Source organism: Methylobacterium sp. A52T, assembly GCF_053346095.1.
The window spans coordinates 1-12,519 of record NZ_JBKFBI010000161.1; the positions used below are offsets into that span (position 1 = coordinate 1).

The following is a 12,519-nucleotide window of genomic DNA, read 5'->3' on the forward strand; positions in this document are numbered from 1 at the left end:
CGCGCTCCCGCAGGTGCAGACGGTACCGCCGCGCCCGACCGCCCCCCCGCCGGCCCCACCCGTCGACGAGGCGCCCGCCCGCGTCCCGCCGCCGGCCGCGTCGGGTCCCACGTCGGGTCCTACGTCGGGTCAGGGCCCGTCGCCCCGGTCGACGGCAGGGCGGCGGACGAACGAGCTGCGGCTCGGCGAGCGCTGGAAGCGGCGCCTGCCGCACTTCATGCGCTGATCCCGCGCCGACGGCCCGGCCGCGCCCTCGCGGCCCGCAGCGTCAGGTGAAGAACGGCCTGAAGTTCTCGAGCCATCCGCGCAGCCAGGCCTCGCAGCCCTGCCGGGCGCCCTCGGCGTCCTGGCCGTGCCCCCAGACCTCCTCGGCCAGCGGGCTCCACCAGGTCCAGAACCGGCTCGATCCGTCGTAGGCGCAGATCCCCACGACGACCGTCCCGACCCGGCCGACGAAGCGCGGGAGCGGCACGCCGGCGGTCTCGTCCTGCGTCCAGGTGATCAGGGTCCGGGGCATGCCGTGAGAACGGTGGCCGTCCCGGGATGTTCACGGGCCCGGATGTTCGGGATGTTCGACCGGACGGATCCGCCGGGCGCGGCGGGGACCTAGGCCGCCCACCGCTCCGGCACCGGTCCCGCGGCCAGCCGCGAGTTGCGGTAGCGCGCGTCGTCGGTGACCTCGCGCTCGACCCAGGGCGGGAGCACCACCGGCTGGTCCTCGCGCTCCAGTTCGATCTCGGCCAGGATCAGGCCCGCGAGGTTCCCGCCGAACACGTCGACGTCCCAGACCGCCCCGGCATGCGCGACCCGGTAGCGGGTCTTCTCGAGCCGCCGGCCGGGCGGGACCGTGGCGAGGAGCGCCGCGCCATCCTCCGGCGCGATGGCGAACTCGATCTCGTCCCGGCTGGCGCCGCGGCGCGGGCTCTTCCACGTGATCAGCGCGCGCTCACCGGCCCGGCGGATCCGGATCGTGTTGGCCGCGTCGGTGAAGAGGTACCCCTGAACCAGGGGCGTCCCCGCCCGGCACAGCGCCAGAACCGACGGGTTCGCGATGAACTTGCGCTCGATCTCGACAGCCATGCCGCGCCTCGTGGACGTTTGCCGCGCCAGCCTTCGCCGACAAGCCGGCCCGCGACAAGCCGCCCGGCGGGGATGAGCACAGCGTTACAGGCATGGCTCGGTGCCAATGCGCGCGGGCTGCAATGGGATCGTGTTAAACTTATGTAAAAGCGTGAGGAGGCCGTCGATTGCAGAAGCATCATCAGAAATCCCGCCCCTCTCCGTCCGCGAGGTCAGCGCTGAAGACGGCATCCAAGCGGCCGAATTTGAAGAAGCTGCTCCGCAAGGCGCATGTCAAACCGCTCAAGCAGGTGGCGGCCCTGCCGTTCCGCGTCGGCGCCGACGGCCGGATCGAGGTTCTGCTGATCACCTCGCGGGATACCGGGCGCTGGATCATCCCGAAGGGCTGGCCGATGACCGGCCGCAAGGCCCATCAGGCCGCCGCGCGGGAGGCCTACGAGGAGGCGGGGCTCGAGGGGCAGATCGCCGCGAACCCGGTCGGCCGGTACCACTACCAGAAGCGCTTCGACCACGGCCGCGCCTTCCCCTGCATGGTCCGCGTCTACCCGCTGCGGGTCGAGGCCCAGCACGAGCGCTGGCCGGAACAGGCCCAGCGCACCCTGCAATGGTTCCCGCCCGAGGAGGCGGCGCGCCTCGTCCACGAGGACGAACTCCAGGAGCTCCTGACGGATTTCGCGGCGCGGCCGATCGAGATCCGCGGCGAGGGGCGCGGCTGACGGGCGCCGCCGCGCCCGAACATACAACTCCTGATCTGCGGCCGGACCGGCACGCGGCGGCGCCCGGAAGAGCCTCGCCCGCATCGCGGATCCGACCCGTGCCCGGGCAAAATGCAACTTCTGATTAGTATCCGCGGGTTAAGGTTCCGCCGTCGCAGATGGGCGGGGCACCTCGATGTATCGCGCGTTCGCTTGCCTGACCGAGGAACATACCGGCTGGGTGGTCGCCCTGGCCGCCTGCGTGTGCTGGATCTCCTGCGCGGTCGCCCTCAAGCTCGAGCAGCGCGTCCAGGTCCGCGCCGACGGGCACGGGCCGGTCTGGCTCCTGGCCTCGGGCTTCTCGATCGGGGCCGGGATCTGGAGCACCCACTTCATCGGCATGCTGGGCTACGATCCCGGCGTGGTGCTGGGCTACGAGCCGCGCACGACCCTGCTCTCGCTGATCGTCGCGATCGCGGCCGCCACCGTGGCCTTCCTGTTCGCCCGGGCCACGCCGTCGCGCTGGGCCGGGGCGGGGGCGGGCCTCGTGCTCGGGGTCGGCATCGCCTGCATGCACTTCCTCGGCATCGCCGGCGTGCGGCTGCCGGGACACTTCACCTGGGACCCCGCCATGGCCGCCACGGCGATCGCGGCGGGCTGCGGGCTCGCGGCCGCCGGCATGGCCATCCATGTCGGCAGCGCGGGCGCGCGGGCCCGGCTCGCGGCCGCGACCGTCCTGACCCTCGCCATCGCGGTCCTGCACTTCCTGGCCATGGCGGCCGCCCGCGTGGTGCCGGACCCGGCCCTGGCGGTCCCGCAGCTCGGCCTCGCCCGGGGCGTCCTGGCCGGCGGCATCGCCGGCGTGATGGCGGTGATCCTGGCCTTCGCGGCGCTGACGCTGATGCTCGACCACCTGCGCCGGATCAACGTCGCCCTGGCCCGGCAGGGCCGCATGCTGCGGGAGAAGACCCTGCTGCTCGACGCCACCCTCGACAGCATGGACCAGGGCCTCATCATGGTCGACGCCGGCGGCGTGGTCCGGGTCTGCAACGAGCGGGCGCTGGCGCTCCTCGACCTGCCCCGGGCGATGATGCAGGCGCGGCCGAGCTACCGGGCGGTGCTGCGCCACGAAGCGAGCCGCCGCGAGGCGAGCCGCCGCGAGCGCCGGCGCCCGGACCGCTCGATCCGGACCTGGATCGAGCGCGGCGAGGCCGGGCAGACGCAGGTTCACGAGCGGGCGCGGCCCAACGGCCTCGTGCTCGAGATCCGCACCGTGCCCCTGGCGGATGGCGGCTTCGTGCGGACCTTCACCGACATCACCAAACGGAAGGCCGCGGAGGCCGAGGTGGCGCGCCTCGCCCGCCACGACGTCCTCACCGGACTGCCGAACCGGGCGCTGTTCCACGAGACCCTCGCGCGCAGCCTCGTCGACATCGTCCAGCGCGGCGGCGCCTGCGCGATCCTGTACCTCGACCTCGACGGCTTCAAGAGCGTGAACGACAGCCTCGGCCACCAGGCCGGGGACGAGCTCCTCCGGCGCGTGTCGGCCGGCCTGCGGGGCATCGCGGGGGACGGGGCGGTGGCCCGGCTCGGGGGCGACGAGTTCGCCGTGCTCTCGGCCGGCGGCGCGGCCGAGGCCGGCGCCCTGGCCGAGCGCCTCATCGCGCTGTTCGACAGCCCGTTCAGCGTGGGCGGCCACCGGGTCGGCGTCGGCCTGAGCGTCGGCATCGCGCTGGCCCCCGAGCACGGGACGGATGCCGAGCCGCTGTACCGCCGCGCCGACCTCGCCCTCTACCGGGCCAAGGCCGAGGGCCGCGGCACGTACCGGATCTTCACCCCCGCCATGGACGAGGAGGCCGAGGAGCGGCGGGTGCTCGAGCGCGACCTGCGCCAGGCCCTCGACGACAACACCCTGAGCCTGCACTACCAGCCCCAGGTCGAGGGCCACACGGGGGCGCTCGTCGGGTTCGAGGCGCTCCTGCGCTGGACCCACCCGGTCCGCGGCAGCGTGTCGCCCAACGTGTTCGTGCCCCTGGCCGAGGAGACCGGCCTGATCGTGGCGCTCGGCGACTGGGTGCTGCGCGAGGCCTGCCGCGAGGCGGCCCAGTGGGCGCAGCCCCTGAAGGTCGCCGTCAACCTCTCGCCCCGCCAGTTCCAGAAGCCCGGCCTGCCCGAGACCGTCCTGGCGATCCTGGCCGAGACCGGTCTCTCGCCGGACCGCCTGGAGCTGGAGGTCACCGAGAGCATCATCATCAACGACATGGCGCGGGCCGTGGGCATCCTCCGCCGCCTGAAGAGCTACGGCATCCGGATCAGCATGGACGATTTCGGGACCGGCTACGCGTCGCTCGCGACCCTCCAGGCCTTCCCGTTCGACAAGCTGAAGATCGACCGCTCCTTCGTGGCGCAGCTCGGGACCGGGCCGCAGGCCGCCGTGATCGTCCGGGCCGTGCTCAGCCTGGGCCGCAGCCTCGGCATGGGCGTCGTCGCGGAGGGCGTCGAGACCCACGCGCAGATGAAGTTCCTGACCGAGGAGGCCTGCGGCGAGATGCAGGGCTTCCTGTTCGGCAGGCCGCGCCCGATCACCGACTACGCCGCCGCGGTCGGCGGTCCGGCCGGCCCCGCCGAGGATCCCGCCCGGGCCGAGCCGGGCCTCGCCGCGGTCGGCTGAGCGGGATCGCCCATCCGCCGCCGGGAACCCACCCGATCCCTCCGACGTTGGCCCCGCAGATTGGATCACTTCTAAGGTCCAAGCTCTCGTCCCCCGCCGGGACGGCCCCACCGGGCCACCGGCCTCACAGGAGCCCGACCATGAACGCCAAGTGCGAGACCTGCCGGTTCTTCGACGAGCACAAGGGCAACGGCGCCGTCGCGCAGAACGATGCCGGCCTGTGCCGCTTCAACCCGCCGGTCAGCCAGCCCGCACCCGAGTCCAAGGGCCTCTGGCCGGTAGTCGCCGCCCAGGACTGGTGCGGCCACTACACCGCCGAGATGACCGCGGCCGAGTAGGCGCGTCCGCGGCGCGACGATCGGGGCCGGCCTTCGGGTCGGCCCTTTCGTTTGGGCGCGTCCCGGCGCGGCCCGCCGCATCTTTCGCGTCCCCGGCCGCGCCGACCCCCTGACCATCGCGGGAGCGGGCTCTACCTTGGAGTCGATCCAGGGTGCCGCCGCTCTGCGGGATGTCTCGCCGGGATGTCTTCGGAATGTTCCGCCGGAATGTTCCGCCGGGATGTTTCGCCCGCGGGCCCCGGCGACCGGGATCCCGTCCGCGCCCTCGTGATCTGAACCGGAGAGAGACTTGATGGTGAGCGCCGAAACCGTGCCCCAGGACCCGGGCGCCAGACCTGCGCGGACCGACGCACCGGTCCTCGCGACCGTCACGTTCACGGTGAACGGCGAGCGGCGCACGCTCGAACTCGACACCCGCACCAGCCTGCTCGACGCCGCGCGCGAGCACCTGCACCTCACCGGGTCCAAGAAGGGCTGCGATCACGGCCAGTGCGGCGCCTGCACGATGATCGTCGACGGGCGGCGCATCAACGCCTGCCTGACGCTGGCGATCATGCACCAGGGCGCCGAGATCGTGACCGTCGAGGGCCTGGGGCAGCCGGACCACTTGCACCCGATGCAGGCGGCCTTCGTCAAGCACGACGGCTACCAGTGCGGCTACTGCACGCCGGGCCAGATCTGCTCGGGCGTGGCCGTCCTGGAGGAGATCAGGGCCGGCATCCCGAGCCACGTCACGGCCGATCTCGGCGCCGCCCCGCAGGTGACCGAGACGGAGATCCGCGAGCGGATGAGCGGCAACCTCTGCCGCTGCGGCGCCTATTCCAACATCGTCGAGGCGATCACCGAAGTCGCCGGGAGCCGCGCATGAAGTCCTTCACGTACGAGCGCCCGGGCACGCCCGCCGCGGCCGCCGCCGCCGTCGCCGCCACGCCCGACGCCAAGTTTATCGCCGGCGGCACCAACCTGCTCGACCTGATGAAGTTGCAGATCGAGACCCCGCGCCACCTCGTGGACGTGAACGGGCTCGGCCTCGACGCGGTCGAGCCGACCGAGGAGGGCGGCCTGCGCATCGGCGCCCTGGTGCGCAACACCGATCTCGCGGCCCATCCGCGGGTGCGCGCGGATTACGGGGTCCTCGCCCGCGCGCTGCTCGCCGGCGCCTCCGGCCAGCTGCGCAACAAGGCGACCACCGCCGGCAACCTGCTGCAGCGGACCCGCTGCCCGTACTTCTACGACACCGCACAGCCCTGCAATAAGCGCCAGCCGGGCTCCGGCTGCTCGGCGCTCGACGGCGTGAGCCGCCAGCTGGCGGTGATCGGCGCCAGCGAGGCCTGCATCGCCACGCATCCGGGCGACATGGCGGTGGCCATGCGCGTCCTCGACGCCACCGTGGAGACGATCGACGCCGGGGGCGCCGCGCGGAAGATCCCGATCGCCGAGTTCCACCGCCTGCCGGGCGACGACCCGTCGCGCGACACGAACCTCGAGCCCGGCGAGCTCATCACCGCGGTGACGCTGCCGAAGCCCGTTCCCGGCACGCACATCTACCGCAAGGTCCGCGACCGCGCCTCCTACGCCTACGCGCTGGTCTCGGTGGCGGCGATCCTGGGCAAGGACGGCACGGGCCACGTCGCCTTCGGGGGCGTCGCCCACAAACCCTGGCGGGTCGAGGCGGCCGAGGCCGATCTCCCGAAGGGTGCCCGGGCGGTGACCGACCGGGTCTTCGCCGACGCCGAGCCCACCCACGAGAACGCCTACAAGCTGAAGCTCGCCGAGCGGACCCTCGGCGCCGCGCTCAACCAAGCGAGGGCCTGAGCCATGAAGTTCGACACCGCCGCGGGCCCGAACCCGATCGATCGCCTCAAGGTCGTCGGCCTGCCCACCGACCGCATCGACGGCAAGTACAAGACCACCGGCACCGCGCCCTACGCGTACGAGCGCCACGACGCGGCCCCCGACGCCGCCTACGGCTACGTGCTGGGCTCCGCCATCGCCAAGGGCCGGGTGCGCAGCATCGACACGGCCTCGGCCCGGCAGGCGCCCGGCGTCATCGGGATCGTCACCACCCTCGACACGCCGCGGATCGAGCGCGGCGTGATGAACGTCGCCTACCTGTTCGGCGGCGACGTGATCCAGCACTACCATCAGGCGATCGCCGTCGTGGTGGCCGAGACCTTCGAGCAGGCCCGGGCGGCCGCCTTCCTGGTGACGGTCGAGTACGCCCCCGAGGCCGGTGCGTTCGACCTCGCCGCCGCGGCGAAGACCGCCGAGCCGGTCCCGGCCGACAGCGGCGAGGGCAGCGGCGGCAACGGCGAGGAGCGGACCGGCGACTTCGAGGGCGCCTTCGCGCAGGCCCCCGTGACGCTCGACGCGACCTACACGACGTCCGACGAGAGCCACGCCATGATGGAGCCGCACGCCACGACGGCGGCCTGGGACGGCGACCGGGTCACGCTCTGGACCGCCAACCAGATGATCGGCTGGGGGCACGGCAGCCTCGCCAAGATGCTCGGCCTGCCGAAGGACAAGGTCAGGCTCGACGCGCCCTACGTCGGCGGCGGCTTCGGCGGCAAGCTGTTCGTGCGCGCCGACGCGGTGCTGGCGGCCCTCGCCGCGAAGGCCACCGGGCGGCCGGTCAAGGTGGCGCTGACGCGCCCGCTGATCGCCAACAACACCACGCACCGCCCGGCCACGATCCAGCGGGTCCGGATCGGCGCCCAGCGGGACGGCACCATCACGGCGATCGCGCACGAGAGCGTCTCGGGCAACCTGCCGGAGGGCGATCCCGAGACGGCCGTGAACCAGACCAAGTACCTCTACGCGGGGGCGAACCGCCTGACCGCCATGAAGCTCGCCCGGCTCGACCTGCCCGAGGGCAACGCCATGCGCGCGCCCGGCGAGGCCCCGGGCCTCGCGGTGCTGGAGGTCGCCATGGACGAGATGGCCGAGAAGCTCGGCCTCGACCCGGTGGAGTTCCGCATCCGCAACGACACGCAGGTCGTCCCGACCCAGCCGGACCTGCGCTACTCCCACCGCGACCTCGTCGGCTGCCTCAAGCTCGGCGCCGAGCGGTTCGGATGGGCCAGGCGCAACCCGAAGCCCGGACAGGTCCGGGAGGGGCACTGGCTCGTCGGGCACGGCATGGCGGCGGCGTTCCGCGACAACATGGTGCTGAAGTCGGGCGCCCGGGTGCGGCTCTCCGCCGACGGTACGGTCACGGTCGAGACCGACATGACCGATATCGGCACCGGCAGCTACACGATCATCGCGCAGACCGCCGCCGAGATGATGGGCGTGCCCCTGGACCGGGTCGTGGCGCGGCTCGGCGACTCGGACTTCCCGGTCTCGTCGGGATCGGGCGGCCAGTTCGGCGCCAACTCGTCGACCGCGGGCGTCTACGCGGCCTGCGTGAAGCTGCGGGAGGCGGTCGCGCAGAAGCTCGGCTTCAACGCCACCGACGCGGTGTTCGAGGACGGCGAGGTCCGCGCCGGCAACCGCGCCATCCCGCTCGCCCGGGCCGCCGCCGACGGCGAGCTCGTGGCCGAGGACGCGATCGAGTTCGGTGCGTTCTCGAAGACCCAGCAGGTCTCGACCTTCGGCGCCCACTTCGTCGAGGTCGCGGTGGACGCCTATACGGCGGAGGTGCGGGTCCGGCGGATGCTGGCGGTCTGCGCGGCGGGCCGCATCCTCAACCCGAAATCCGCCCGCAGCCAGGTGATCGGCGGGATGGTCATGGGCACCGGGGCGGCCCTGATGGAGGAATTGGCTGTCGACACCAAGCGCGGCTTCTTCGCCAACCACGACCTCGCCGGCTACGAGGTGCCGGTCCACGCCGACATCCCGCACCAGGAGGTGATCTTCCTCGACGAGGTCGACCCGATGTCCTCGCCCATGAAGGCCAAGGGCGTGGGCGAGCTCGGCATCTCGGGGGTCGGCGCCGCGGTCGCGAACGCGATCTACAACGCCACCGGCATCCGCGTGCGCGACTACCCGATCACCCTCGACAAGCTCCTCGACCGCATGCCGGACGCGGCCTGACCGGGGCGCGGAGACGTCCTGCCGGGCGTCCCCTACGGGTCCACGACGTGGAAGCTGGCCCGGGCCCGCATCACGAGGCGACCGTCCTCGTCGTAGGCGCGGGCGGTGAAGTCGTTCACCCCGGTCTCCTCGCCCTCGTCGTGCAGGAGCGCCGTCAGGGTCCGGCGCAGCAGGTCCCGCAGGGCGGCCCGGTCCGGGAGGACCGTGCCCTCGTCGTCCTGGACGGCGACGTGGTCGGCGGTGTCGATGAAGTAGCGCGGCATGGGTGTCTCCGGGATCGGGATGACCGGGACGGGAGCGCCCGCAAGCCTCGCCGACGGCCGATCAGGGATACAGATCGGATCGGCCGCCGCACTCATCTGGGTTTGAAAGACCGCGCTCATCGGCCGGGCGCGAAGACGCGATGCCTCAAACGGAAGAGGGGCCGCGGATCCCCCGGCCCCTCGCTCCGTCGTTCCGTCGTCCCCCCGGACGGGATCAGTACTTCCGGATGATCGGCTCCGGCGCCATCGGGACCGGATCCGCCCCGAACCGGTAGGTCAGGCCGGCGTAGATCGAGAGCGGCTGCGCCAGGGTCGTGGTCCGCGGGTCGTTGATCGACAGGTTGCCGGCGACCGCGCCCGTCTCCGCGAAGGTGCCGAACGTGGCGTAGCGGTTGTTGGTCAGGTTGGTGATCAGCCCAAAGATCTCCAGGTTCTTGCTGACCTGATACTTCGTCGTCAGGTTCATCACGTAGTAGGCCGGCAGCTTGCGGTTGAGGTTCGATTCGTCGCCCCGGTAGTAGGACGACGAGAAGGCCGAGACGTTGAGGCCGAAGCGCCAGTTCGGGGTGATGCTGTACTCGAAGCCCGCCTTGATCTGGTGATCGGGGATCAGCGGGATCTTGTCGCCCGGCCGGACGCGGATGCCGCCGTTCGGGATCACGTCGCCGCCCGCGGCGCCGCCGGCCGCGCCGGTGCTCGCCAGCGGGTTGTTGGGCGACGAGAGGGTCGCGTTGAACTGGAAGGTCGCGTCGACCAGGGCGTAGTTGGCGTAGACCAGCAGGTCGGGCGTGACCGCGTACTCGGCGCCGACCTCGATGCCCTGGCGCCGGGTCGCCGGGACGTTGATGTAGTAGGCGCGGGCGGCGTTGCCGGCGACGGCCACTTGGTAGAGGTCGTCGCTCAGGTCGGTGCGGTAGACGCCGGCCTTGTAGGTGAGGGCGCCGCCCGACAGGAAGGCCGGGATCACGCCGCGGAAACCGGCCTCGTAGGTCCGCCCGGTGACCTGCTTGAGCGGCGGATCGGCCACGAGCGAGTTCGGCAGCAGGCACGGCTGGGTCGGGCTGGAGCAGGACAGCTCCAGCGGGGTCGGGGCGCGGTTCGATTCCGAGTAGCCGCCGTAGAGGTTCAGCGCGGGGTCGAACTGGTAGGTCAGGCCCGCGAGCGGGTTGACCTTGGTGTACTCGTGAACGCCGGTGACGTCCGGCGAGAACCCGGTCTGGTCCCGGGTCTGGATGCGGGCGTAGTTGAGCCGGAAGCCGCCGGTCAGCGACAGCCGGTCGGTCACGTCCAGGGTGTCGGTGGCGTAGAGGCCGAGATACAGGGTCGAGCCGCTGACGTTGCCCGGCGCGAGGCCGATCGCCCCCAGCGTGCGGATGTCCGGCGTGCCGAGACCCGGGATCGTGCCGTAATACGGGTTGTTCGGGTCGACGGTGATCGACAGGTTCGGGTTGATCACGCCCAGCTGGCTCGCCGACTTGAACGAGAAATTCGAGGCGTCGACGCTGCCGCCGACCACGAAGGCGTTGTTCAGGCCGAAGATCCGGTCGCGGTTGGCGGCCTGGAGCGAGCCGCCGTAGGATTCGGCCTCCGTCCGGGTCGTGTCGATCGTGCCGTACGGGATGTTCCGGACGAACGGGATCGTCTGGTTGTTCAGGCCGAGGATCGCGAACTGGTTGGCGTAGGCCCGGCGGGCCGCCACCTGGCTGGTGGGCGGCGCGTTCACGTTGAACGCGTCGTCCTGGTAGCAGAGTGAGCCCCGGAAGCTGCTGCGGCTGCTGCAGTTCTCGAAGTTGCCCTGGTTGCCGTCGACGTAGAACTCGCTGAAGCGCCGGTAATAGGCGTTGCCGGCGAGGTCCCAGGTCGGCGAGAGGTCGACCCGGCCGGTCAGCTGGAGCGTGCCCACCTGCGTCGTCTGGGTCTGCGGGTAGGTGAAGATCGCCCGCGGGTCGAGATGGGTGAAGTCCACCGGCGTGGCGGCGGCGGCGCCGTAGAAGCTGCGGGCGGCGAGCCCGATCAGGTGGAACTCCGAATCCTGCGAGCGGTAGCCGAGATCCGCGTAGAGGCGGCCGATCGTGCTCGGGTTCTGGTAGCGCCAGCCGCGGTCGTTCAGGCCGTCGCCGGTGAAGTAGAAGCTCCAGGGACCGGAGATCTTGCCGTACTCGAGGTAGCCGGCGGTGCGCGCGTCCGAGCCGCCCCAGGCCGAGATCTCGGTGCCCTGCCAGGTGAAGCCGTTCTTCATCTGGATGTTGACCGCGCCGCCGATGGCGTTGAGGCCGAAGACCGGGTTGCCGGTGACCACGTCGATGCGCTGGATCGCCTGCGGCGGGATCAGGTCGAAATTGACGACGTCGCCGAAGGCCTCGTTGATGCGCACGCCGTTCTGGTAGACGGCGAGCCCCTGCGGCACGCCCTGCACCGACGAGGCCGTGAAGCCGCGGTAGCTGAGATCGACCCGGTTCGCGTTGCCCTGCGAATCGTTGAGGTTCACCCCGGGCGTGCGCCGCGCCAGCGTGGCGATCACGTTGTCGGAGCCCTGATCGACCTCGATCTGCCGCGCCGTGACGGTCTCGACGGTGCTGGGGATCTTGTTGAGCGGCTGCTCGGAGCCCCGCAGCCGCACCCCGCCGGCCGGGGCCGGCAAGGTCGGCGCGGCCTGGGCGAGCGTATCGAGATTCTGGGCGCCGCTGGAATTGCCGCCGCCCGCACCCACCGGCGACGTCGAGACGACGCTGATCTCGCCGAGGGTGACGGCTTGTTGAGCCTGCGCGACACCCGGCAACAGAGCCACGGACGCGATCAAGCTGCCTCGCAGGGCCCGCATATCTTCCCCCAACCTGGATTCGAAGGCACGCGCCGCTTCGCGTCGGCTGCGTGCGCCTCACTGATCTCGGGTCGGGTCGCGATCTCAATTCACATTCTGTTTAATCCCTGCCGGGGACGACTTGCGGGCTCGAATGATCGGGCCTGTGGCGCAAAGACAACAGAAGAGGAAGATCGCGGCAAGTCTTCGGGATTATTGTGAAGGACATCGCGGGATAATTGCGCAATCGGGCGGGTCCTCCGGGGCGGCGTCGAGGCCGCGCGCCCGGCCGTCGGGACCGGTCCCGGCTCTCACGGCGGCGGCAGGCGGACGGCGACCTCGTTCCGGCGCAGGAACGGGATCGCGAAGGGCGGGTCGTAGCCCATGACGAAGGGCGCGCCCGCCGGTGCGCGGCCGGCCGCCGCCAGGCCGGGGGCGGGGGGGCCCCCCCGCGCGGGGTCGGACTGGTAGGCCGGGCCGGGGGGCGGGTTGACCTTGGTGTCCTCGTGAACGCGGGTGACGCCCGGCGAGAACCCGGTCTGGTCCCGGGTCTGGATGCGGGCGTAGTTGAGCCGGAAGCCGCCGGTCAGCGACAGCCGGTCGGTCACGTCCAGGGTGTCGGTGGCGTAGAGGC

Annotated in this window: 10 protein-coding genes and 1 pseudogene; 6 read left to right on the forward strand and 5 right to left on the reverse strand. The window is 71.8% G+C overall.

The window, feature by feature from the left end; genetic code table 11:
- Positions 1 to 268: 268 nt before the first annotated feature.
- Positions 269 to 517: a hypothetical protein gene (locus ACLBYE_RS26575; RefSeq protein WP_447696457.1), complete on the reverse strand. Its 249-nt coding sequence runs from the start codon at positions 515 to 517 to the stop codon at positions 269 to 271.
- Between the two features lie 89 nt (positions 518 to 606).
- Positions 607 to 1,080 (reverse strand): CYTH domain-containing protein, encoded by a 474-nt coding sequence (locus ACLBYE_RS26580; protein ID WP_056533583.1) that lies wholly within the window; start codon positions 1,078 to 1,080, stop codon positions 607 to 609.
- 245 nt (positions 1,081 to 1,325) lie between these two features.
- On the opposite strand from ACLBYE_RS26580, the gene ACLBYE_RS26585 reads away from it, so the two are divergent.
- The 6 genes from ACLBYE_RS26585 (at position 1,326) to paoC (ending at position 8,822) form a co-directional block, all read left to right on the forward strand.
- Positions 1,326 to 1,796, forward strand: a complete 471-nt coding sequence (locus ACLBYE_RS26585) for an NUDIX hydrolase (protein WP_447696458.1) — start codon at positions 1,326 to 1,328, stop codon at positions 1,794 to 1,796.
- A gap of 175 nt (positions 1,797 to 1,971) precedes the next feature.
- Positions 1,972 to 4,446, forward strand: coding sequence for a bifunctional diguanylate cyclase/phosphodiesterase (locus ACLBYE_RS26590; protein WP_447696459.1), 2,475 nt, complete (start codon positions 1,972 to 1,974; stop codon positions 4,444 to 4,446).
- Positions 4,447 to 4,586: 140 nt separating this feature from the next.
- Positions 4,587 to 4,784 carry a hypothetical protein gene (locus tag ACLBYE_RS26595; RefSeq protein WP_012321181.1) on the forward strand — a complete coding sequence of 66 codons (198 nt, stop codon included), beginning with the start codon at positions 4,587 to 4,589 and terminating at the stop codon, positions 4,782 to 4,784.
- Positions 4,785 to 5,076: 292 nt separating this feature from the next.
- Positions 5,077 to 5,652 (forward strand): aldehyde dehydrogenase iron-sulfur subunit PaoA, encoded by a 576-nt coding sequence (gene paoA, locus ACLBYE_RS26600; RefSeq protein ID WP_447696460.1) that lies wholly within the window; start codon positions 5,077 to 5,079, stop codon positions 5,650 to 5,652.
- The gene (locus ACLBYE_RS26605; RefSeq protein WP_447696461.1) at positions 5,649 to 6,599 is read left to right on the forward strand and encodes an FAD binding domain-containing protein; all 951 of its coding nucleotides are present in this window, start codon (positions 5,649 to 5,651) and stop codon (positions 6,597 to 6,599) included. The genes paoA and ACLBYE_RS26605 overlap by 4 nt, the downstream gene beginning before the upstream one ends.
- A gap of 3 nt (positions 6,600 to 6,602) precedes the next feature.
- Complete coding sequence (gene paoC / locus ACLBYE_RS26610; protein ID WP_447696462.1) at positions 6,603 to 8,822, forward strand: aldehyde oxidoreductase molybdenum-binding subunit PaoC; 2,220 nt, start codon at positions 6,603 to 6,605, stop codon at positions 8,820 to 8,822.
- 32 nt (positions 8,823 to 8,854) lie between these two features.
- On the opposite strand, the gene ACLBYE_RS26615 is transcribed toward paoC, so the two are convergent.
- From ACLBYE_RS26615 to ACLBYE_RS26625, 3 genes and pseudogenes are all read right to left on the reverse strand, one after another.
- Positions 8,855 to 9,085, reverse strand: coding sequence for a DUF6894 family protein (locus tag ACLBYE_RS26615; protein ID WP_447696463.1), 231 nt, complete (start codon positions 9,083 to 9,085; stop codon positions 8,855 to 8,857).
- A gap of 214 nt (positions 9,086 to 9,299) precedes the next feature.
- Positions 9,300 to 11,906 carry a TonB-dependent receptor gene (locus ACLBYE_RS26620; protein WP_447696464.1) on the reverse strand — a complete coding sequence of 869 codons (2,607 nt, stop codon included), beginning with the start codon at positions 11,904 to 11,906 and terminating at the stop codon, positions 9,300 to 9,302.
- Positions 11,907 to 12,196: 290 nt separating this feature from the next.
- Positions 12,197 to 12,519: pseudogene (locus tag ACLBYE_RS26625) on the reverse strand (TonB-dependent receptor); the annotation flags it as partial.